The sequence below is a fragment of the Bacillus luti genome (assembly GCF_009739945.1).
GTDB classification, from domain to species: domain Bacteria; phylum Bacillota; class Bacilli; order Bacillales; family Bacillaceae_G; genus Bacillus_A; species Bacillus_A luti.
In genome coordinates this window covers 2,175,113-2,198,035 of record NZ_CP040336.1, presented here as the reverse complement: position 1 = coordinate 2,198,035, position 22,923 = coordinate 2,175,113, and the positions used below count along the sequence as shown (strand labels likewise).

The window sequence follows — 22,923 nt, the reverse complement described above, 5'->3', positions numbered from 1 at the left end:
ATCTGAATGTCCTTTTCTTACATGTATAAATTCAGAAAACCACTTCTATATTCAACAAATTATTCAAATAAAAATAATATCCTACATAATTAAAAACATTTGTAAACCCTACGTTTTCCACAACTGCAACAGAAGGCTTGTTCAATTCCATACAGTCCCAATATGGAATAATATCATTCTCCAAACAATCTTTTACAAAACTATGCGCTATCTTTTGAGCTAATTTCCTCCCCTGGTAACCCTCTATTGTTTCAATATCTATGCAGTGTATATTTTCAAATACAAACCCTGAAAAACAAACACTCACAATTAGATCATCATAAACAATGCAATAACCGATTCCCTCATTGAAAAAACGATCCGGTGAAGACCAAAACTCTAAAATTTTTGATTGTAAAAAATCAATATTCTTAAATGTATTATTACTATTTTCATAGAGAGCTTGACTCATTTTCAGCACAGTATATTTCTGTTCAATTTCAGGTTCATGATGATTTTCATAACCCTCTTTTCTTAGCGTATACACTCTTTGATTCCAACTCTTTAAGTTACGGTGCTGAAATATCTTATCTATAGTTTTATTCCAGTTCGAATGATTACCAATTGCTTCAAAACAATTAAGTCCAACCTTCTTTGTTTCAGGTACTATCACTTCATCGATAAAATCATTTATTGTGTTATTAAATTCTGCGTTTTCGGCATCTCCTATAAAAAAGAAACCATCATTATTACCTAACCAAACCAGTCCCGAATTAGGAGAAAACACGTTATCTACAAATATACGACCAGGATTCACTCCTGCAATTACAGCTTTAACTTCTAATTGACCGTGTTCATTTATTAAACCACTACATTTATAAAAATCATTCTTGCTTAATTCAGAAATCATAAGTTAAACCACCTTTCTGAAACCACTCTATTCTAACTTTATCATTTTATCGGAATATTCTCTATTCATTTAAGTAGTTTTTGTAAATCAATGCAGTCTTGCTTATGTATAGTAAAAAAGAGCCAATCCCCTATGCAATAGTAGATTGACTCTTTCCTTTATTTATAAAAATTGTTTCACACATTGCAATTCAGACTACCCTTTTTCCTATCGGATCATCAAATCCCCAATGAACTTGTGAGGGTATAGTTGGAGACATATAATCTGTATGACTACAAAGAGTAACGACTAAATCAACACTATTTAAAACTCAACCAAGCATCCGCCCAGTCCGCATGATCATTTCCGTTACCGTTACCTGCATCATCAACGACTAGTTTTAATTCTTTTTTACCAGTAAGGTCTACATCAACAAACTTTGCCGGGGTATTATAATACATTGTGCCGCTATTAAATACTTCAGCTCCATCAAGTAGCACTTTAAATATGACTGAACCGCCTTTACCACCAGGCTCCTGGTCGATTCCTACGTATGAATTAAATCGTTTGTAAGTTGAATTTGATATATCATAGGTAATTTCTGACTTCGAATGCGTTCCGATTCCTTTTTTGTACGTAATCGGTCCTGTCGTTCCGAGTAATGAAATTGGATTTTTGTCGGTACTTTTATCCTTTTGAACCGTTGCCCAGCCAGCAGTTGCTTTTACCCATGAAATATCACTCAGGTAGATGCCGCCGGAAGCAACTTGTGCTTTCGTTGAAGTTACTACCGTATTCCCCAATTTTACAGAAACTCCAACTTCTTTCACTCCTTTAAACTGGGCTGACGGAGTAATAACAAACGAATATGTGTCCTCTCCTCCTGCCGGTAATTGGAAGTCTGTTGTTGTTGGCTGCGCATTCCAGCCATCTGGTAGTTGCAATTCAATTTTACCAGGTGTCACTTTTTCCTTTATTTCATTTTGAACCTTTACTTTTAATGTAGTCGAACCACCTTCAACAATAATTGGATTTGGTTCAATATTTGCTGAAATTAGCTTTACTGCCGGAGTTACTTCTATTTGATTCGTTTTACGAACTGTTCCGCTATCTGTATTTACTTCAGCTTCAATAGAATAATTATTAGCAACTACATCAATAGGGACAGGTAAATCTGCCTCAATTGTTTTCGATTGCCCTGGTTCAACGCCTTCAAAAGCTACTTTAATCGGTGTAATATTCCAGCTCTCTGGAGCCTTTACAACCACTTCTCCTGAAGAAGATTTCGATGTACCAAAGTTTGATACATGTGCCTTTACCTTAACTGCATTTCCTGCAGTTACACGATTCGGAGATTCTAAATCGAAATTGAGCATAGACTCAATTTTATACTTTTTACCTTGTTCCGTTTTAAATGAAATCGTATCGCCATCCTTCGTAAATTTCACCGGTGTATTCGTTCCGACTCTTGTCACAGTAACTGGTGTATTGAACATTGGACTTTTTAACTTTACATCGTTTCCGTGATCAGAAGTCACCTGAATGACTGTAGGCATACCATTTTTCCAGTTCGCATCAATCGTAAATGCACCGCGTGCTCTTAGTCCTTTATAAGAACCGTCCTTCCAAGCTTTCGGAAGTGCAGGCAATAATTGAATGGAGTCGGCATGACTTTGAATTAACATTTCAGCAATTCCCGATGTTGCGCCAAAGTTTCCATCAATTTGAAACGGTGGATGCGTATCAAACAGGTTACTAAGCGTACTTCCTGTAAGTTGCCCTTGCAAAATTTTATAAGCATGGTCACCATCTAATAAACGTGCCCATAAATTAATTTTGTTCGCTTTACTCCAGCCTGTCCCCTCATCACCACGATGGTTTAAAGTAACTTTAGCAGCCTCAAGCCATTCCGGTGTATTGTGATTAATCATACTTCCTGGATATAGTGCAACTAGCTGAGATATGTGCCTATGCGTTTCGCCAGGGTCATCTATATCATCCTTCCACTCTTGCACTTGACCATATCTACCAATTTGAATTGGTGGGAATAATTTATCCCTTTTAGCTTTCAATTCATCTCGAAACACCTTATCAATCTGCAAAACATCACTAGCTTCGATTACATTTGAGAACAACTCATACACTAACTGTTGGTCAAAGGCGCATCCATTCGAGATACCACCAAGCTCTGGAGACCAGCACGGAGAAACAACTAACTTCTTATTTTGATCTTCTACTAAAAACTTACTATGAAACTCTGCTGCTTCTTTAAGTATCGGATAGATCTTTTCTTGTAAGTATTGTTTATCATCCGTAAATTTATAATGTTCCCATAGGTTTTGACCGATAAAAGCATTCGCACTAGGTGCCCAGCCCCAGCCTAATCCCCATCCAGGCGCAGTAAATCCAAATGGATTATTCATCGTATTAACGGTCCAGCCACCGCCTGTAACACCGAAATGTTTTTCCGCCGAAACCCTTCCTGGTGCTCTTAATGAATCAACATAATCCATTAATGGCTCAGCTGTTTCAGACAGATTCGCCACTTCTGCAGGCCAATAATTCATTTGCAGGTTAATGTTGAAATGATAGTCACTTTCCCACGGTGGTGTGTTTGAATTATTCCATACACCTTGTAGATTTGCAGGAAGCGTTCCTGGTCTTGAAGAAGAAATGAGCAAGTATCTTCCATATTGGAAGAATAGTTCTTCTAAATACTTACTGTTTTGTTTACTGTAAGATGCTAGTAATTCATTTGTTGGAACAGATGGGTTTTCTCCTCCTAAATTTAAAGAAACACGATTAAATAAAGAGTGATAGTCTTTAATATGCGCATATTTTAAAACCTCATATTTCTTGTTAGAAACAGCAGACATGATTTTTTCAACTTTTTGATGTGGATCTTCCCCTTTATAAGTAGGGTATTTATTTTCATAATCAGTAGCTGCAGTCATAATAATTGTTAAGCTATCTGCATTCGCTACTTTAATTTTTCCATTCTCTGCTGTTAATGTACCGCCCTCATTCAATACTTTAAATTCTGATTCATATTTCATTCCATTATTCGCTATTTGTCCTTTAATAGTGATTTTATTATCTTTGGACGTTACTTGCCCTCCCTGCGCGCTCGTTGGTCTAACATCTAATGAAAGCTGTTTAGACTCACTAGCCGTTAAACGCATAACCATAACGCGATCAGGATAACTTGTGAAATATTCCCTATTATATTGAACACCTTTATAGTTATAAGACACAGTAGCGATTCCTTCATTTATATTTAATTCCCTGCGATAATTGGAAAATGAAGATGCATCTGGCATATTAAAATCTAAATATATGTCTCCAAAATTTTGATAGGAACCAAACCCTTTTTGAATACCTGTAAGAAATTGCGTGGATTCCCTTTCTGCCCCTGATTTATCACCTTTTTCTAACTTTTCCCTAATGCTACCTAAGTGGCTCGCTGCTCCCTCGCGATTCCCGTACGTATACTCATTCGTACTGCTTGGTCCGCCAGTCCAAAGCGTTTTTTCATTAAACTGAATACGCTCTTGCTGTACTCCTCCAAATACCATTCCGCCCATATAACCATTACCGATTGGCAATGCTTGTTTTTCCCAATCTTTTGCCGGCTCATTGTACCAGAGCGATAGTTTCTTTCCCTCTGGTTTTGGAGTTTCAATCGTAATAGGTGATGTTGCCTTTACCTTATTAAACTCTCCCGTACTTCCTAAAGAGAATAATACAGTACTAAAAAGCAATCCTCCTGTTAATAGGTTTTTAAGTTTCAAGTTTCCATCCCCTTTTGAAAAGCGAATGTAAAGTGTCCCCTTCTACGCATTGACTTATTTTATTCTCCCCTTGAAATTCGCTGTTCTTTTATATAGAAGCATAATAGGCAAATATAAACTTGCCTATTACACCTCTTTTTCCTTTTTAAAAACGAAATAATTATCTAGTAAATGCCGCTGTTACCCCACCATCAACTGTAATCATACATCCCGTTGTTTTCTCCGCCTTTGAAGAGGCAAAGAAAGCAATCGATTCAGCGATATCTTTCGAATAAATATTGACCAACAATGTTGTGCGTTTACGGTAATGCTCCTCTAACTGATCAGGCTCAATACCATATGCCGCGGCACGTTCTTCACGCCATTTTGAACCCCAAATAGCTGATCCTTGCAGAACCGCATCGGGAAGAACTGAATTTACACGAATACCATATTCACCACCTTCAGCTGCAATACATCTTGCTAAATGCGTTTCGAGTGCTTTTACAGAGCTGTATGCTGTAGCGTTTTTCCCGGCATACACAGAATTTTTTGAGCCGACAAATACCATATTCCCGCCAATACCTTGCTGTTTCATTTGCTTGAATGCTTCACGTGCTACTAAAAAGTATCCTGTTCCGAGCACGTTCATATTTAAATTCCATTCCTGAAGCGTTGTTTCATCGAATGGACTAGACGTCGCAAGTCCTGCATTGTTCACGATGCAATCAATTCCTCCGTAAGTAAGGGTCGCCTTCTCAAATGCCGCCTTCACTTCTCCTTCTTTTGTTACATCCATTTTCACCGGAGTGGCACGACCTTCGCCATACTTCTCGTTAATTTCAGCCGCAACTTTTTCTGCTCCTTCAAAATTCAAGTCAGCAAGCACGACATGCGCACCTTCTGAAACGAGGCAGCGTCCCGTTTCACTTCCGATTCCGCCTGCTCCACCTGTAATAAAGGCAACTTTGCGGGAAAATTCTGCTTCAGCTGGTGCTAACGATAATTTATATAGCTCTAATGGCCAGTACTCAACATTATAAGATTCATATTCATTTAAAGAAACGAAGCGTCCAAGTGTTGTGGAACTTTTCATTACCGCAATCGCCCTATGATACAGCGCCCCACTTACTTTTGACATCGCTAAATTTTTACCGGTATTCACCATGCCGATACCAGGAATTAAAATAACGCGTGGTGCAGATTCAAACATTTTGTCTCCTTCGTATTTGTTACGTTCAAAGTAAGCTTTATACTCTTCTTTAAAGCCTTCAACACCAGCTTTTATGCTCTCTATTAATTCTTCAATATCTTTCGTTTGCGGATCCCAGTCGATATACAGAGGACTGCGCTTTGTGTGAACTAAATGGTCAGGGCAAGCCGCTCCAACTTGAGAAAGCTCGCGTGCATTGTAGCTGTTTACAAATTGAAGTACTTCATCTGTATCGTCATAGGATAATAGCATTTTCTTTTCATCACTAACTGCCCCGCGAATACTCGGCATTACTTTTGCAAGAATGCTTCTACGCTCTTCTGCCGAAAGTGCTTCATATTTTTGACCTCCGAATACAGTGCTTTCATTCACTCGCTCATTAATATATTGTTCTGCCTCATTAATAACCGTAATTGTTTTTTCATAGCTTTCTTTCGCCGTTTCTCCCCAAACGACTAAGCCGTGTTTTTCCATTAACACTAGTTCAGCATTCGGATTATTTTTCACGCCTTCTGCAATCATTTTAGATAATGTAAATCCAGGACGTACATACGGAACCCAAACGAAACGGTTACCGTAAATTTCTTCCGCAATTTGTTTTCCATTATGTGCGCAGCAAAGACTAATAATAGCATCGGGATGTGTATGATCCACATGTTTGAAAGGTAAGAAAGCATGTAATAACGTTTCAATAGATGCACGCGGATGCTTGCTGTCAATCATACAATGAGATAAGTACTCTACCATTTCTTCGTCTGGCATTTCTTCGCGCTCCATCAATAAACGAATGTCTTCCATTTTTAAACCAGTAAAGTTTTGCGCCTTCATAGTCGCTAAATCAGATCCGCTTCCTTTCACCCACATGACCTCTACATCATGACCGCGAAAATCCTTTTCAACCGTCTTTACCGATGTGTTTCCGCCGCCCCAATTACATACAGCACGGTCTGTTCCAATTAAATTTGAACGATACACTAATTGTTCCAATCCTTGCGATAATTGAGATGCCTTTGCATCTTCCCATAAACTTTTCACCATATTTTTTACCCCCGCTATTTTTTATTGTTCTATTATTTCGGATACTAAACTCTTTAAAATAGTAGTATCCGTATGTTCAAGAGTTTGCTATTACTTGCACTTCTGTTACATGTAAAACACTTTCATTCCAATGCGGAAAAATATGCTCTATAGTAACCCCCCGACATATTATCAGGGGGAACTTTTTTCCTTAATGGTATAATGGACCAAAGTCTTGGCAGGCACGGTAATCTGCTGCTTCTGGATCGTTTGTTCCGAACATGCCCCATGCACTCGGTCTAAAGATTTGTTCTTCTTTGACGTTATGCATATTTACAGGAATTCGGAGTATCGAAGCAAGCGTAATGAAATCACTACCAATATGACCGTAGCTTATTACACAGTGATTAGCACCCCAATTATTCATCACGGTGTAAACATCTTTAAAAGCACCTTCTCCCGTAATATTTGGAACGAACCAAGTTGTTGGCCAAGTTGGATCTGTTCTCTTATCCAATATGTCGTGCATCTCTTCTGGGATTTCAACTGAATAGCCTTCTGCGATTTGTAAAACAGGGCCTAAGCCTTTAACAAGATTGAGGCGGGCTGCTGTTACAGGCATATTTCCCTTTGTTAAGAAATCACTTGAGAATCCGCCCCCGCGGAAATACCCTGTTGAAGCCGGTCTCCAAGAAGTAGCTGCTAAACAATTTTGAACTTCTTCCTCTGTAATTTCCCAAAACGGTTTTATAGCAGGCTTTCCATCTTTCGTTTGTTGTCCTGTCCCATCAAGTGCAGCTGAACCGGAGTTAATCATATGAATAAATCCCTTTTCAGCTAATCCTTTAGGCTTATGCCCTGTCACACGTTCTACTGCCTCTGGACTCCAATACGTTCTTACATCAGCAAAAACTTGAGCCGTATTTGTTAATAGATGACCAAATAGCATCGTCACTCCATTTAAGCTATCATTTTCCGTAGCCATAATGTATGGCGGGCGAATTCCGTTCCAATCAAAGGAGGAATTTAAAATTGTCTCCATAAAATCACCATTCGGGAAATGGTCCGTCCATTGACGCTGACCTTGGAAACCTGCGGAAATGGCATTATATCCTAACGCTTCCTCACCATAGCCAAGTTCCGCCAGTTTTGGATTTCCTGCCATAAGATCCCTTGCAATTAATGTCATTTTGACGCTCGTTTCCCAGTCTTTATTCTTTTGCTCCCGTGATCTTTGCATTTCTTCCGGATTATTGTCTTCACCTTCTGGGCAATACTCTTTCACCCAATTTAAAGCCATTTCATATTCTTCCTTATCATAAATCTCTTCATCTATCCTTCTTACAAATTCGGACATATCAATGTATTCATTTCTCATTCCTAAATAATCTTGGAAAAATTCAGGGTTAACGGTACTACCGGCAATCCCCATAGATACAGATCCCATCGAAAGATACGATTTTCCTTTTAGAGAGGCAACAACAAGGCCAGACTTTGCAAATTGAAGTAGTTTCCCTTGTACATCCTCAGGAATAGACGTATCACTTAAATCCTGTACATCTTTCCCGTATATGCCGAAAGCTGGAATGCCCTTTTGATTATGGGCTGCTAGCACCGCCGCAAGATAAACTGCCCCTGGACGTTCTGTTCCATTAAATCCCCATACTGCTTTTGGAATATCTGGATTCATATCCATCGTTTCCGAACCATAACACCAGCACGGTGTAACAGTAATGGAAACACCGACTCCCTCTACCGCAAATTTTTCAGCCGCTTGAGCCGATTCGGCCACACCGCCAATACACGTATCAGCGATGACACATTCTACTGCCTCGCCATTATAGTGACGCAAATTTTCGGTTAATAAGTTTGCTACCGATTTTGCGAGATTCATTGTCATATCTTCAAGCGATTCACGTACACCATTTCTTCTACCATCAACAGTTGGTCTAATCCCTATTTTCGGTAATTTATTGTAAAATCTATTATGAACAGTTTTCATTTTAAAACCCCTTTCCCATTACATTTTGGTCGATTATTTCAGAAAAACGTCCGTATGCTTCCTGCCATTCTAATTGATTTTGAGGTTGATAGTGCTTAACAGTAAACGAATTTTCAACAATCTCTCTACCTTCCTTTAAATCTTTTATTTTTCCTAGTGTGATCCATTGCGATAATGCATTTCCAATCGCACTCGCTTCAACTGGTCCCGCTACAACAAGGCGGTTAGTCGCATTTGCGGTGAATTGACAAAATAAATCATTTTGAATACCCCCGCCGCCCATATGGATAACTTCTATCGATTTTCCAGTTAAAATTTCAAGTTTCTCTAACACCCACCTATACTTGAGTGAAAGGCTCTCCAAAATGCAACGGAGGAAGCTTCCTTCCGTTTCAGGAAGCTGTTGACCGCTCTTTATACAGAAATCCCGGATTTGTTTTGGCATATTTTCCGGGTTGAAGAAAGCAGGATCATCTGGGTCTATGAAGTGTGCAAATGGTTTTGTATTTCGAATAAACGCTGCTTCTTCTTCGTAAGTAAAAACCTTACCTTCTTTCTCCCAAACCGCTTTACATTCTTGCATGAGCCATAATCCCATAATATTTTTAAGTAGCCGAAACTCGCCATCTGCCGTTCCTTCATTTGTAAAGCCCCATTCCAAAGCCTGTTCATTTATTACTGGATCCTTTACTTGGACACCCATTAAAATCCACGTACCGCAACTCATAAACACTGAATTTTCTGACTTTACAGGCAATGCAGCAAGAGCACAGGCGGTATCATGCCCTGTACCAGCAATAACCTTAACAGGTTGCATGCCAAACTCGTTGTGAATCGAAGAAAGTGTTGGACCAAGAGTGGTTCCCGGCATCACAATATGTGCCATCATTTCTGTAGGCAATCTCAACTTTGTCATGAGGGCAGTATCCCAATTACGCTCGTGAATGTTAAATAACGATGTCGTTGTACTAATCGTATATTCATTCGCCTTTACACCTGAAAATAAATAGCTAAGCAAGTTTGGCGTTAATAAAAGCGTTTTTGCCTTTTCCATTAAATCTGGATTATGCTTTTTTATAGCATGAAGCTGACAAATCGTATTGATTGCTGCTGGCGTGACGCCCGTTCGAGAGAACAAAACATCCCTCGGAATGACTTCCATTATTTCTTTTAAACTACTATTTGTATGCGGATCTCTATAAGAATACGGATTGCTAAGCAGTTCACCTGTTTCAGATAGAAGTCCGAAATCAACGCCCCACGTATCAATCGACAAACTTTCAATCGACTTATGACCGTTTCTAATACTTTTCCCAATTCCATTCTTCATTTCTTGGAATACCCTTAAAATATCCCAATAATAATGACCTGTTGCGTAAACAGGGCGATTAGAGAACCTATGCACCTCTTCAAGATACAGACGTTTCCCATCAAACCCACTTACCATTAAACGCCCATTAGATGCCCCTAAATCAAAAGCCCAAACTTTTTCCATTCATTCACGCCCTTTGGAAGCATTCTTAATTATTCTGCGTCCTTTAGTAGTTGTAATCTATATTTCTCTGAAGATAGATCTCTTAACTCCTGGCATTCTTCCTCTGCAAGAATTCTTGGCACGCCTACTGTTGATGCAATCGTATATACTTTTGCCGCTTCTTCTAGAATTTGCATTAGAAAATATGCTTCTTTCATTGTTTTACCTACCGTCAATACCCCGTGATTTCTCATTACTATTACGTCATTTTCTTCAATCACATCTGATACCGCATTAGCCAATACTTCTGTAGTCGGAATCATATATTCAAGATAAGCCACGCTTTTGATCATTGCCGGAAAATCTGGGAATAGGCTCGGAATGGTATGACCAGTACACGATACACCTACCGAATAACTTGGATGAGCATGTAAAACAGATGTTATATCAGGACGTTTACGAAAACATTCTAGATGCATTAATATTTCAGAAGATGGTTTTAAATCATCCAATATCTCGCCTGTTTCAATATTGACACGTACCCACTGGTGATCTTCTATCTCTTGCAAATCAAAACCGCTAGGAGAGATACATTATATTCCCGTCTCTCATACTTAAATTTCCACCTGCTCCTACTACAAGACCAGTTTGGACAATCTTATTTGCATATAATTTCAAATCATTTATTACGTTAGACAATGTTATACACCTCAATTTCTATCGTATTAGTATTGCTTTATAGCTTATTGATACAGAACTTCTTTAATTTTCGGATCATCAATGTTTGTTTTGTCATACCAGAAGAAACCAGTGTCGATTGTTTTTGATACTTTTTTACCATCTAAATTTTCAACAGCGGCCTTAACCGTTTCATAACCAATTCCAATTGGATTTTGCGTAATCGCGCCTGCCATTACTCCACTCTTAATCGCATCGATTTGTAGTTTACCAGAATCGAAGCCAACAACTACTACACTCTTCTTGTTCAATTCTTTAACAGCATTTACTACCCCAATTGCAGAACCTTCATTTGTACCGAAAATGCCTTTTACATTTGGGTGCGCTTGCATAATTGCCTTAGCAGCGTCAGTCGATTTTAATTGATCACCGCTACCATATTGAATATCGACAATCTTGATGTTCGGATACTTTGATTTGATTGTATTTACAAAGCCATCTCGGCGCTCAACACCTGTTTTACTTGTCTGGTCGTGAGCAACAACTGCTACTTCCCCTTTTTCACCAACTAATCCAGCCATTTTCTCCGCTGCAAGAGCTGCTGCTGCTTTATTATCCGTTGCAGCTGTTGCTACAGGTATATCGCCCTCAACACCTGAGTCAAATGCAACAATCGGAATTTTTTTGTTTTTTGCTTGTTCTAATAAAGGAAGTGCTGCCTTAGAGTCTAATGCCGCAAATCCGATCGCATCTGGTTTTTTATCAAGTGTATTACGAAGCATTTCAACTTGTTTATCAACCTGCGCTTCCGTTTCCGGACCTACAAATGTAATATTTACTTTGTACTCATCTGCTGCTTGCTCAGCCCCTTTTTTAACTGCTTGCCAGAACTGATGCTGGAAACCTTTTGAAATGATAGCCACATAACGTTTGCCGTCATCTTTTGCAGGTGCATCACTATCCTTACTTCCCGTGCTTGCATTGTTTGAAGAACACGCTCCCATAAACATTGAGATTGCGAGAATTGACGATAAAACTATGCCCTTTTTTGCTTTCTTCATCCAAAATTCCCCCTATATATTGTTTTATTTAAAACACAGTATCGCATTTAATTCTTTGCTTTTTTATTTCGCAGCACATCCGCGTAAACTGCTAATAGGATAACCGCTCCAACAACTACGGTTTGCCATTCTTGAGGTACCGAAAGAATTTGAAGACCATTTGTTAACACACTCATAATCAATGCACCGATAACAGTACCAAGAATCGTTCCTTTACCACCACTTAAGGACGTTCCTCCGATAACGACTGCTGCGATTGCTTCTAATTCATATCCTGCACCTAAAGCTGGCTGTGCAGAATTTAGACGAGATGCCATGATAATCCCTGCAACACCAGTAAAAACACCTGCAATCATATAGATGATTATTTTCCATTTATCAACATTCACTCCAGAAAGACGAGTTGCTTCTTCATTGCTTCCTAGTGCAAATGTATATCTTCCGATTATCGTTTTATTTAAAATTAAGCTTGCGAAAATGGCCATTCCAAAAAAGATTAAAACAGCATTCGGAATAGCAAACCCTGGAATAATAGAACCCATAGCAATTTTGTTAAAGCTTGGTATAGAAGTGAAATAGATCGGAGTAGCTTTAGAAATAACAAGTGCCAATCCTTTCGCAATCATCATCATCGCTAACGTTGCAATAAATGGCGGAATCTTCAGCTTCGCAATGACAGAGCCAGAAATCCACCCTGCTGCTGCACCTATTAAAATCCCAAAGATAACAGCTACCCCAACCGGTAAACCTAAGTTGACAGCAAAAACACCCGTCATTACCGAAGTCAAGGTCAGTACCGTTCCGCACGACAAATCAATTCCACTTGTAACGATAATCATCGTTGCACCTAGAGCAAGGATGCCCGTAACAGCTGTCGATAGAAAGATTCCTATAATGTTATCAAATTGTAGAAAATTAGATGAAGCAATTGAAAAAATGACAATAAGCACAATTAAACTTGCAAATGCTAGAAGCTGCTGAAGAGCATTTGAGTTAATCCTTTTCCCTATCTTCCCTTCAACTGGAAATTCGACTGCCTTTTGTATTTCCATTCTTGTTCACTCCTTTATTATCCGTTAATATCCCTTACATAATTCGTTTTGTCGCAAGAGTCATGATCGCTTCTTGCGATGCTTTTTCATCATTCTTCAATTCTCCAGTTATCCTTCCTTCACACATAACAATCACGCGGTGGCTGATTCTTAATATTTCAGGAAGTTCTGAGGAAATCATAATGATAGATTTTCCTTGCCGGGCTAAATCATTGAGTAACCTATAAATTTCATCTTTTGCCCCAATATCAATCCCGCGAGTAGGCTCATCAAAGATTAAAATGTCTGAATCTCTAGTCAACCACTTGCCTATAACAACTTTTTGCTGATTCCCTCCTGAAAGATTTTTGACTAATTGATTACCTGATGGTGTTTTTATTCGCAATCTTTGAATGAGTTCTTCAGATTGTTGGTCCACCTTAGATACACGCATCCAGCCAAAAGGATTTACATAATCTTTCATAGATGCCATTGCAATATTTGTTTTTACATCCATCCCAACTAAAAGACCAAACTGTTTTCGGTCCTCAGATAAATATCCAATTCCATGTTGCACTGCATCAGAAGGATTCTTAATATTCTGTCTTTTTCCTTTAATAAAAATTTCACCTGAATCAAGTGAATCTGCCCCGAATATGGCACGGGCTACTTCCGTTCTTCCAGCTCCCATCAATCCAGCGAAACCGATGATCTCTCCTTTATAAAGTTCAAAACTTACATCCTTTATCGTTTTCCCTCTATTTAAACTTTTTACTTCCAGCACTTTTTCTCGCGTTTTTTCTTTTATTTCTGGTTTTTGATTGTTATCAATTTCTCTTCCAACCATCATGGAAATAATTTGTTCAATCGTTGCGTCCTTCGTATTCATCGTTCCTACATATGTACCGTCTCGCATAATCGATACACGGTCAGTAATTTTCTTAAGCTCCTCCATGCGGTGAGAGATATATACAATTCCCACACCATCTTGTCGTAATTTTCGAATCATAACAAACAATGCATCGATTTCCGTATCCGTTAAAGCTGCGGTTGGCTCATCCATAATTAATATTTTCGAATCAAAGGAAAGAGCTTTGGAAATCTCAACCATTTGTTGTTTCGCAACTGTCAAATCACCTACCAATTCTTTAGGATCTAGATTAATATTTAATCTTTCAAATAGTTTTGTTGCCCTTTTATTCAATTCTTTTTCATTCAAAAATAGATTAAATAAACCTTTAGGCTCTCTTCCAATAAAAATGTTTTGTGCAACCGTTAAATCCGGCGCTAAGTTAAGTTCTTGGTGAATAATGCTGATTCCAAGCCTTTGTGCTGCTTTTGTATCTGGAACCTCTATTTCTTTCCCCTGATACACAATGGTTCCGGCATCTTTTTGATAGATACCGGTTAAAATTTTCATTAATGTGGATTTTCCAGCTCCATTCTCCCCCAAAAGTGCGTGAACTTCGCCTTCTTTTAATTCAAACCGAACACTAGAAAGCGCTTGCACGCCAGGGAATGCTTTACTAATTCCCTCCATTTTCAGTAGCAATTCACTCATCCTATCACCTACTACCTTATCAATTTTTTATTCAAACAATATATTAATTTCATAATGCGTTAATCAGTAACCACTCCCTTTTTTAAAATCATATTGGCATAGAGAGCACTCTCACTCGTTGCAACAACTGCATAAGCTTTCTTTGCTCTTTCATAAAATGCAAAGCGGTCAATCATTTCAAAACCATCAAAATGATGATCGTATTTTTTAATCGCTGTGTCATACGTTTCCCAAATGGAGGGCATGGTAGGATCCCCATCTACAACCTCCATTAACGAAACAGAATGATTACTATACGTATCGAGTGGAAAGAATTGCAAAATTGCCTGCAATACTTCAAGAACCCCATGTCCTTCACATCGAATTAGCCTCGCCCCGCAAGAGGCAGCAGGGAAATTTCCATCGGCTAAAACAATCTCATCCCCATGCCCCATTTCTAAAAGAACTTTCATTAAATCCGGACTAATTATTTTCGGTATTCCTTTTAGCATTTCTATCTCCCTTCCAATTTTTATCTTAACGAAAATCATTATTTCGAATCATTTTAACTACGTATACTTTGTGCATCTATTAGTAACTGAGGTGTAAATATTTCATGAAAGGGACCTTCTTCATTATTTAAACGCTTCAATAAAATATCACCCACCCTTTCCCCCATTTCATATGGTTTGTGAGCTACTGATATAATGCCAGGTGATTGTAATAATTGCGCTGCTTCAACATCACCAAAAGAAGCTATCACTATGTCCTTTGGTATTGAGTAGCCTCTCCTCGTTAATTCAAGAAGAACACCCAATGCCATTTCATTGTTTAAGGATAGAATAGCTGACGGTTTCTCGGTGAAATTAAGAAAATAATCAACTGCTTTCATTCCACCCTCTCTTGTAAAAGTGCTATTATACGTATAATTTTCATCTTCCTGAACCCCGAATTCTTCCAAAGCCTTCTTATATCCTTCATATCGCTCTTTACCTGTACTAACGTTTAACAATCCATTCACAAGACCAATAGATCGATGTCCTTGTTTTAAAAGATAGCTCGTTAATTTATAAGCACTTTCAAAATTACTTTCTACAACCGAATCTAATTTTGGTCCGCCAATCTCAACGGTCCGATCAACTAAAACAATTGGTACACCCGCTTGATGAATACTTCTCACTCTTTCTTCACAACCTCCAGCAGTCGCCAACACAATAGCATCTACCCGTTGTTCCACTAGTAGCTGCAATAATTTATCCTCTTTCTTAGGATTTTCGTGACTACTACAGAAAATAAGGTTATAGCCCTTTTGTTGCACAATATCTTCAATCGCCTTTGAAATTGTCATGTAATAATGGTTTGTGATATCCGGAATCACAACACCAATCGTGTATGTTTTATCTTGCTTTAAACTTCTAGCAATCGCATTTGGTTGATAATTAAGTTTTTTCACAGCTAAATGAACACGATCTTTAATATCGTCACTTACAAATCCACTTGCGTTTAACACACGAGATACTGTAGCTGTAGACACATTCGCTTCCATTGCAACATCTTTAATTGTAGACTTTGCCATTTCATCACTCTTTCTAAGTTTTCAAGAAATCGTTTACTTCAGTTTCGCTTAAACCCTTAATCTATCCATGTAAACGATTACTTAGTAGTTTACATGGATAATAATAATTTAATTTTCAGAATATTTCAAGGCTTTTTATAAACATTTTTTCTACAAAAATACACCTATTCATCAGATAACCTGAAAAACGTGAATGGAACCGTTATTTTCTTGATTAGATAGGCGTTTATTACACATTCTATCGCCGTAATATCGTTCTATTGTGAAGTTTCGTAGTACATAAAAAAAGAGCCTACTCGTGTGAGTTGACTCTTTTTTATATTTACTCCCCTGTTTCAGAAAATCGCTTTATACGTTCACCAATTTCATCACGAACACGTTGAAACTCAGACCACTCTTTTCCTGCTGGATCATCAAATCCCCAGTGAACACGATTCACGTGCGGAGGTGTTGAAGGACAGACAGAATCTGCGTGACTACAAAGCGTAACAACTAAGTCAGCACTATTTAAAATGTTTGCATCAATTATATCTGATGTTTGATTTGTTATGTCGATATTTACTTCATTCATTGCTTTAATCGCATTTGGATTCACTCCATGTGCTTCAATGCCTGCAGAATATACATTCCACTTATCTCCTAAATATTTCTTTCCCAAAGCTTCTGCCATTTGGCTTCGGCATGAATTTCCTGTGCATAAAAAGTAGATTGTCTTTTTGTTTTCCATGTTGTTTTCCACCTTTGTTTTTAAGTTGATTGATCATTAAAATATTTACGTTTAAACCAAAAAGCGACATTTACAAGTGCAATCATGACAGGTACTTCGACTAACGGTCCAATGACAGCTGCGAATGCTGCGCCCGAATGAATACCAAACACACCAACCGCTACCGCAATCGCTAACTCAAAGTTATTACTACCTGCTGTAAACGCTAACGTTGTTGTTACCGGATAACTTGCACCAATTTTTCTTCCCATAAAGAAAGAAACGAAAAACATCACGATAAAATAAATGAATAACGGAATCGCTATCCTTACTACATCTAGTGGTACACTCACAATCATTTCCCCTTTTAAAGAGAACATAACGATGATCGTAAATAGCAATGCAATGAGTGTAAGCGGACTAATCTTAGGTATAAATACCTTTTCATACCATAGTCTTCCTTTTAACTTCACGAATACAAATCGTGTCAACATACCTGCAATAAAAGGAATTCCTAAATAGATAAACACTGATTTTGCCACTTCTGCCATTGTAATACTAACGATAGCACCTTCAATTCCTAACCATTCCGGAATTACTGTTACGAACACGTATGCATAAACTGAGAAAAATAACATTTGGAATACCGAGTTAAAAGCAACTAAACCTGCTGCATATTCTTTATCACCATCAGCTAGATCGTTCCAAACAATTACCATTGCAATACAACGTGCTAATCCAATCATAATGAGCCCGACCATATATTCTGGTTTATCAGGAAGAAAAATAATTGCTAAAACAAACATAAGTACCGGCCCAATAATCCAGTTTTGTACTAAAGATAGCACTAACACTTTTACATCTTTAAATACTCGGCCCATTTCCTCATAGCGAACTTTCGCTAATGGTGGATACATCATTACAATTAAACCAACAGCGAGCGGAATAGACGTCGTACCAACTTGTAATGCATTTAGTCCATCTACTACACTAGGGAATACAAACCCTAAACCAATCCCAACAGCCATCGCTAGAAAAATCCATAGTGTTAAATATCGGTCTAGAAAAGATAAACGCTTCATTTTATTTTCCATCTCCTATTAACAACAAGAATTTTTAGCTACCTCATTAGAAGTCGTGCAACAAGATGACTCTTCTATTTTGTGAACATCACTATCTGCTTTCGTATAAAAGAACTCCCACTCGTTACCATCAGGATCTGTTATCCAAAACTTATCTTGCACCGCATAGCAACAAGTCGTATCCATCTCATCACGCGCGAAGAAACCTTCTTTTTCTAATCGTTCTTTATGTAATGTAATTTCTTCAGCTGTATCCACTTGGAAACCAAAATGATTTACCTGATTTCCATTCACTTCATCTCGCACGTTCAGCGTGAAATTAAGACCTGGGTTTTCTAATAAAAATTTTGCATAATCCGTTTTCACCTTAACTGGTGATACACCGAATACCTTTTCATAAAATTCAATAGACTTCTCTAAATTCGTAACGTTTATACCGACGTGAACATATCTCATACCGTATTCCTCCTCTTTATATATCATTAATCAAGTTTTTTTGATTAATAGCACAAAATTTTAACAGCAGCTACCTTTTCCTGTTTTTCTAAAGATACAGCACAATTCTTCTGACAATAAATTATTCACTTCCGCATCATTTAAATCATAATAACTCCACGTACCTTTTGTTTCTTTTACAATTAAACCTGCGTCTAATAAAATCTTCAAATGATAGGACAACTTAGATTGTGTCATTTCAAAAATCTCTGTTAAATCACATACACACGTCTGTCCTCGCTGACAAAGTTCATACATAATCTCTAAACGCTTCTGATCAGCCAACGCTTTAAATTTTTTCTCATATAACTGAAAATCTTGTGCCATTGTAGTTCCCTCTCCTTTCATCAACTTTTTTTGATATTTATAGTATATACGCTGTTTAGTTCTTTATGCAACTTATTAATCAAATTTTTTTGATTAATAAAAACTTCCTAGCATCATATCTTTTTACAACTTAATAGTCAAAATACTTCTGAGGAATGGAGTCTCTATAACTGTTTTAAATTTTAATTCGATAATTATAGAGTAATGCCCCATCACCCTCAATCTAAGAAAAACAAATACCCCAAAATGAGAGAAATCGATATAACTCTTGTTTTTGATGCATATTCATAAAAAGCACGTCACCCTTTCTCATTAACATAAGAGAATAGTAACGTGCTTTTAATTTCAAAAATAGTCTAAATCCTTAAGTTGATCGTTGTGGGGCGGGAACCCAATAAGAACGGTATCTAAGGTTGTATGAGCGGTGTTTGTTCCATTCCAAAGGCCTCAGCCGACGATTAACTCAAGTACCGGTTTCGGATGACCCCCATGTGATGAAGTTCGTGTCCTGCGATGCCGTACGCGAGGGCGCGCGCCGTAATGCTTAGGTTGTTGGCTGTGCCCTTGCGGGTCCACGCCTCCGCCGGTAGCCCGCGCAGCAATGTGATCGTTGATTGCCGTACGGCCCGGTAGTCTTCGGCCAATTGCGCGGTTGTCCAGCTTCCGAAAGGAGGCATGAACAATTCCTGATCGAAACCGGTCAGAGGCGTCTGGTCCCCTCTTGCGAACCGGAGCAGGCGGTAGGTCATGACGCGTTCCGCATCTGCGATGTGGCCCACAACTTCTTTCAGCGTCCATTTTCCTTCCGCATACCGATACGCGGCCTGGCTTTCGGTCAACGATGCCAGGAGCTCGGTCATTTGCTTTTCCTGGGCGAGCAGAATGTCGATGATGTTACCGTCCGGCACCAAACGGATATATTCGCCGGAGCTTCCGGCATATTCTTCTTCTGACGGTTTTTGATTCATGCGTAGTCACCTCTTTATGGAGATATAGAAAATTATAGCACTCGTCTATGTCTAATAAATTCGCGAAATGATAGAACGTTCCTTCTAATAATTGAGGATAAGCAACCATTTAGTTTGTCGGTCGCCACACTATCCTAATTCGTTAGCACAATAAGCAATGCTAATCAATAGTTGCATAAAGTGAAACTTAATCAGCCCTCACCAATCGGACTTTTATGGGCAGTTGATCCCCCACCTAACTTCTTTGCTTTCGCTGCATTTTGAGGTGGGGGTCTTACTGCCCATTAAAGCGGGATAAAAATTATCTGTTATACAATATTTCGAAGGTATTAATATATAAAGGTAACAACTTCTTTTTTTAATTTAAAGATGAATTTTCAATTATATTTTGAAATGAACCGGAGTAAAACACACTAATCTAACTATTTTTTTATACAAGATTTTATGCAAAAAAGAATAGCGAAGCTCCCTAGAATCCCCGCTATATCAATGATGAATAAGATCTTGTATAAGTGATAGATAGACATAGAGACAAAAAATTTAGTAAAAACAAGGATTCTATGAAAAACTTGCTACCGATAATGAGACGTTATGTTAACCGAGCATGTATAGGATATACAAACAAATCCCCCAACAAATTACCTCTTCCGAATGGTATAATTAGGAAAATAGAGGTACATGTAGCATGGTAAAGAAAACAGGTTGGACCTATCTCATTGGTTTATTATCATTAGGAATCCTCGCAATAATCGTGGCAAATACTGCTAAGTTGATTCCGAATCATGTTGTTTCCTCGAAAATCTTTATTGTTGCAATTATCATTGGATTCGGAGCCAATTTAACGGGGCTTTACTTACTTAAAAAAAACAAATTGTAAGAACCGATAACCCCTTTCTCCAAACGAGAGGGATTTGCTGTGTAATGGAAGGGGATTCGATTATGGTGAGAATAAATGCTTGGAATATTGCTCCATTTATTATGGCAATTATTGGATTTATATTCAGCCTAAAATTTCAAGATATGGCGTATTGGGAGCGAAATGAAACAAGAGTAGTAGGTACATTCAGTATCGCATGGTTTTGGATTGGAGTAGGCTTAACATATGCCTGTACCATTACATCAATTATTCTTGTATTCTTACAGACCAAAAATATACAGCGGGGTACAATGAGTAATGTTTTGAGGTCTATTAATTTACTCATAGTCACTATAACGCTGATTTGGATAACATTTGTTGTCATAGCAGGGTCTTCTTGTAGAGTGATAATAAAGTAGTTTAATTTACAATAAAGTCCTTTAAGAAATAATAAAGTTGTTTAATTCCCTATAGAGCTAACGGAGCAGTCTAGTTTAATAAGTTGGGAAGTAATGCTTAACTACTTGATAAAGCATGAGCTAATGAAGTACCGGAAAAATAACTGTACCACGAAATAGTGCCATAATTGGGGCTTAGAAACAAGTCGATAAATTAGAATTTGTAATGGAGATTATTTATATTTTGTGCGGAGCGCAACTTTGAATTGGCAGAAAGCAAACATTAGGTGATAAAAGTCAAAGCGTCCATCCGTTAAAATTTAATGTATACATTTAAAATGTGAGGTGAAGAAATCATGACAGACAAAAAAATCACAGTACAATTTACGATGCTGACATTTTGCATAGCCTATCTTGTGTCAGGTGCTTTGATTGCTCTTGGGCAATTCGGATATTCGGTTCACAATTGGGTTCACTCGTTACAGCAATTCGGGATGAATATCCCCTTTGCAATCTATATTTTGTCGCCCGCTATTGCTTCATATATCGTTCTGAAGAAAAATAACAAAATAGCCGGTTTCAAGGAATGGTTGAGAACTGTTTTTTATGCCAAAAATAGCATATCTCTCTATTTGTTCGTTGTTGCAGGACTTGCACTGTATTTTTTGATACATATTGCAGTTTCAGGCCACACGGAAATGGTGCTTCCATTTTATACGTTCTTCCTTTCCCTGCTTGGTAATCTTATTATCGGTGGCTTGGAGGAAGCTGGCTGGATGTACATATTGCAGCCTGAACTTGACAAAAAATACGGTTTTGTCTTGTCTTCTGTTTTTGTTGGAATCATTTGGATTTTATGGCATATCCCTCTCTTCTTCATTCCGGGGACGAATCACGGAGAGGGACTCATTAACTTTTGGATGTTTGCAGTTCAACTCATTGCGTTTCGGTTTTTCAACGGGGCAATCTACAAAATATCAGGAAAAGGCCGTGTGTTTATGTGCGTATTATTCCACACCATGTTCAATGCAGCATCCCCCATCTTCGGCACCATGACTATGACTTGGGCAGGAACCATTGCCGCAAATGCTGTGATTGTTCTTGTTTCAATTGTAACCGTTGTGATATACGACAAAAAGAACAGGCGAATAGTATAAGCATAATCCGTGTTCGCCAAATTCCAGTTTGTTGAATAGCCGTTTATATAAACGAAACGTCTTTGCAGGAGTGGCGAAGCCACGACTACATGAACAGCCCCCATTATCTAACAGGGGCGCAAATTAACCTATAATTCCCCTTTCTGAAAGAAATGTGATTAACATCAATGTGTAAGATTGTGAAATGTTGTACTTAAAGTAACAGGTGCTTTAGTTGAAAAAAATTAAACAACTTTATTATCGTTTTAAGTAACAATATTCTTTTAGATCAATTGAGTTTTAAACAACTTTTTTAAAGCCTTATTACATTTGATATGTAGTAAGGCTCTTGCTTTATTATAGCGAATTAAACAACTTTATTATCACTCTACACTTCTGGAATGTAAAAACAACTTCCGGTAACGAGAATTATGGTGCGACAAGAAGTCGCATTCCCACAGGGTAGCTTCTGCTACTAGATTAGATGCAAAGTCTATCTCCATCCGAAACTGCGGACTTGGTAACGGGCTCGTGGGTTGCATGAGGAAATGTGGAAACAGAGAGTCTGTACATGACTCGGAATACCGCTAGGAGAAGACAGGTACGGTGAACGAGAGTGAAGGCTCGTAAGCTTCGTAATCGTTAGCTTGGGATAACGTACAGCTCTACCCAGGTCTTGATAAGAGGAAAGGCATTCTCATAATACTGCCGCGTTGCATCCCGCA

At 38.2% G+C, this 22,923-nt stretch carries 17 protein-coding genes and 2 pseudogenes; 2 read left to right on the top strand and 17 right to left on the bottom strand.

Going from position 1 to position 22,923, the window contains the following annotated elements:
* Nucleotides 1-31: 31 nt before the first annotated feature.
* The 17 genes and pseudogenes from EUC40_RS11215 to EUC40_RS11140 form a co-directional block, all read right to left on the bottom strand.
* On the bottom strand, nt 32-889 hold the full coding sequence (locus EUC40_RS11215; protein WP_156575105.1) for a GNAT family N-acetyltransferase: 858 nt from the start codon (nt 887-889) through the stop codon (nt 32-34).
* Between the two features lie 202 nt (nt 890-1,091).
* Nucleotides 1,092-1,199, bottom strand: a pseudogene (locus tag EUC40_RS27235) (arsenate reductase); the annotation flags it as partial.
* Nucleotides 1,189-4,659, bottom strand: a complete 3,471-nt coding sequence (locus EUC40_RS11210; protein WP_156575103.1) for a glycosyl hydrolase family 95 catalytic domain-containing protein — start codon at nt 4,657-4,659, stop codon at nt 1,189-1,191. The gene EUC40_RS11210 and the pseudogene EUC40_RS27235, both read right to left, overlap by 11 nt.
* A gap of 160 nt (nt 4,660-4,819) precedes the next feature.
* Nucleotides 4,820-6,889, bottom strand: a complete 2,070-nt coding sequence (locus EUC40_RS11205) for a bifunctional aldolase/short-chain dehydrogenase (protein ID WP_156575101.1) — start codon at nt 6,887-6,889, stop codon at nt 4,820-4,822.
* Between the two features lie 190 nt (nt 6,890-7,079).
* Nucleotides 7,080-8,870 carry an L-fucose isomerase gene (locus EUC40_RS11200; RefSeq protein WP_156575099.1) on the bottom strand — a complete coding sequence of 597 codons (1,791 nt, stop codon included), beginning with the start codon at nt 8,868-8,870 and terminating at the stop codon, nt 7,080-7,082.
* 1 nt (nt 8,871) lies between these two features.
* On the bottom strand, nt 8,872-10,365 hold the full coding sequence (locus EUC40_RS11195) for a rhamnulokinase (protein WP_156575097.1): 1,494 nt from the start codon (nt 10,363-10,365) through the stop codon (nt 8,872-8,874).
* A 29-nt stretch (nt 10,366-10,394) separates the two neighbouring features.
* Nucleotides 10,395-11,043, bottom strand: a pseudogene (locus tag EUC40_RS11190) (class II aldolase/adducin family protein).
* A gap of 44 nt (nt 11,044-11,087) precedes the next feature.
* Complete coding sequence (locus tag EUC40_RS11185) at nt 11,088-12,083, bottom strand: ABC transporter substrate-binding protein (RefSeq protein ID WP_071711693.1); 996 nt, start codon at nt 12,081-12,083, stop codon at nt 11,088-11,090.
* A gap of 47 nt (nt 12,084-12,130) precedes the next feature.
* Nucleotides 12,131-13,135, bottom strand: a complete 1,005-nt coding sequence (locus EUC40_RS11180) for an ABC transporter permease (protein ID WP_071711692.1) — start codon at nt 13,133-13,135, stop codon at nt 12,131-12,133.
* Between the two features lie 34 nt (nt 13,136-13,169).
* Nucleotides 13,170-14,675 carry a sugar ABC transporter ATP-binding protein gene (locus tag EUC40_RS11175; protein WP_156575095.1) on the bottom strand — a complete coding sequence of 502 codons (1,506 nt, stop codon included), beginning with the start codon at nt 14,673-14,675 and terminating at the stop codon, nt 13,170-13,172.
* Between the two features lie 59 nt (nt 14,676-14,734).
* Nucleotides 14,735-15,166: an RbsD/FucU family protein gene (locus EUC40_RS11170; RefSeq protein WP_071711690.1), complete on the bottom strand. Its 432-nt coding sequence runs from the start codon at nt 15,164-15,166 to the stop codon at nt 14,735-14,737.
* Between the two features lie 53 nt (nt 15,167-15,219).
* Nucleotides 15,220-16,230 (bottom strand): LacI family DNA-binding transcriptional regulator, encoded by a 1,011-nt coding sequence (locus tag EUC40_RS11165; protein WP_071711689.1) that lies wholly within the window; start codon nt 16,228-16,230, stop codon nt 15,220-15,222.
* Nucleotides 16,231-16,552: 322 nt separating this feature from the next.
* Complete coding sequence (gene arsC / locus EUC40_RS11160; RefSeq protein WP_071711688.1) at nt 16,553-16,957, bottom strand: arsenate reductase (thioredoxin); 405 nt, start codon at nt 16,955-16,957, stop codon at nt 16,553-16,555.
* Nucleotides 16,958-16,977: 20 nt separating this feature from the next.
* Complete coding sequence (arsB, locus tag EUC40_RS11155) at nt 16,978-18,018, bottom strand: ACR3 family arsenite efflux transporter (protein ID WP_071711687.1); 1,041 nt, start codon at nt 18,016-18,018, stop codon at nt 16,978-16,980.
* A gap of 18 nt (nt 18,019-18,036) precedes the next feature.
* Complete coding sequence (locus tag EUC40_RS11150) at nt 18,037-18,474, bottom strand: ArsI/CadI family heavy metal resistance metalloenzyme (protein WP_156575094.1); 438 nt, start codon at nt 18,472-18,474, stop codon at nt 18,037-18,039.
* A gap of 60 nt (nt 18,475-18,534) precedes the next feature.
* The gene (gene arsR, locus EUC40_RS11145) at nt 18,535-18,840 is read right to left on the bottom strand and encodes an arsenical resistance operon transcriptional regulator ArsR (RefSeq protein ID WP_000046014.1); all 306 of its coding nucleotides are present in this window, start codon (nt 18,838-18,840) and stop codon (nt 18,535-18,537) included.
* A 458-nt stretch (nt 18,841-19,298) separates the two neighbouring features.
* Nucleotides 19,299-19,808, bottom strand: a complete 510-nt coding sequence (locus tag EUC40_RS11140; protein WP_156575092.1) for a DinB family protein — start codon at nt 19,806-19,808, stop codon at nt 19,299-19,301.
* A gap of 939 nt (nt 19,809-20,747) precedes the next feature.
* Between EUC40_RS11140 and EUC40_RS11135 the strand changes: the two genes are divergently transcribed.
* Together EUC40_RS11135 and EUC40_RS11130 are read left to right on the top strand one after the other, a co-directional pair.
* Nucleotides 20,748-21,083: a hypothetical protein gene (locus EUC40_RS11135; protein WP_156575090.1), complete on the top strand. Its 336-nt coding sequence runs from the start codon at nt 20,748-20,750 to the stop codon at nt 21,081-21,083.
* A gap of 335 nt (nt 21,084-21,418) precedes the next feature.
* On the top strand, nt 21,419-22,219 hold the full coding sequence (locus EUC40_RS11130) for a CPBP family intramembrane glutamic endopeptidase (RefSeq protein ID WP_000130117.1): 801 nt from the start codon (nt 21,419-21,421) through the stop codon (nt 22,217-22,219).
* Nucleotides 22,220-22,923: the final 704 nt, after the last annotated feature.

What these genes read in the sequence shown, in the direction of transcription:
- EUC40_RS11205 (WP_156575101.1), bottom strand. Translation starts at nt 6,889, where the DNA reads ATGGTGAAAAGTTTATGGGAAGATGCAAAGGCATCTCAATTATCGCAA.
- EUC40_RS11150 (WP_156575094.1), bottom strand. Translation starts at nt 18,474, where the DNA reads ATGAGATATGTTCACGTCGGTATAAACGTTACGAATTTAGAGAAGTCT.
- EUC40_RS11215 (WP_156575105.1), bottom strand. Translation starts at nt 889, where the DNA reads ATGATTTCTGAATTAAGCAAGAATGATTTTTATAAATGTAGTGGTTTA.
- arsR (WP_000046014.1), bottom strand. Translation starts at nt 18,840, where the DNA reads ATGGCACAAGATTTTCAGTTATATGAGAAAAAATTTAAAGCGTTGGCT.
- EUC40_RS11185 (WP_071711693.1), bottom strand. Translation starts at nt 12,083, where the DNA reads ATGAAGAAAGCAAAAAAGGGCATAGTTTTATCGTCAATTCTCGCAATC.
- EUC40_RS11195 (WP_156575097.1), bottom strand. Translation starts at nt 10,365, where the DNA reads ATGGAAAAAGTTTGGGCTTTTGATTTAGGGGCATCTAATGGGCGTTTA.
- EUC40_RS11200 (WP_156575099.1), bottom strand. Translation starts at nt 8,870, where the DNA reads ATGAAAACTGTTCATAATAGATTTTACAATAAATTACCGAAAATAGGG.
- EUC40_RS11165 (WP_071711689.1), bottom strand. Translation starts at nt 16,230, where the DNA reads ATGGCAAAGTCTACAATTAAAGATGTTGCAATGGAAGCGAATGTGTCT.
- EUC40_RS11180 (WP_071711692.1), bottom strand. Translation starts at nt 13,135, where the DNA reads ATGGAAATACAAAAGGCAGTCGAATTTCCAGTTGAAGGGAAGATAGGG.
- EUC40_RS11170 (WP_071711690.1), bottom strand. Translation starts at nt 15,166, where the DNA reads ATGCTAAAAGGAATACCGAAAATAATTAGTCCGGATTTAATGAAAGTT.
- arsC (WP_071711688.1), bottom strand. Translation starts at nt 16,957, where the DNA reads ATGGAAAACAAAAAGACAATCTACTTTTTATGCACAGGAAATTCATGC.
- EUC40_RS11130 (WP_000130117.1), top strand. Translation starts at nt 21,419, where the DNA reads ATGACAGACAAAAAAATCACAGTACAATTTACGATGCTGACATTTTGC.
- arsB (WP_071711687.1), bottom strand. Translation starts at nt 18,018, where the DNA reads ATGAAGCGTTTATCTTTTCTAGACCGATATTTAACACTATGGATTTTT.
- EUC40_RS11135 (WP_156575090.1), top strand. Translation starts at nt 20,748, where the DNA reads ATGGTGAGAATAAATGCTTGGAATATTGCTCCATTTATTATGGCAATT.
- EUC40_RS11140 (WP_156575092.1), bottom strand. Translation starts at nt 19,808, where the DNA reads ATGAATCAAAAACCGTCAGAAGAAGAATATGCCGGAAGCTCCGGCGAA.
- EUC40_RS11175 (WP_156575095.1), bottom strand. Translation starts at nt 14,675, where the DNA reads ATGAGTGAATTGCTACTGAAAATGGAGGGAATTAGTAAAGCATTCCCT.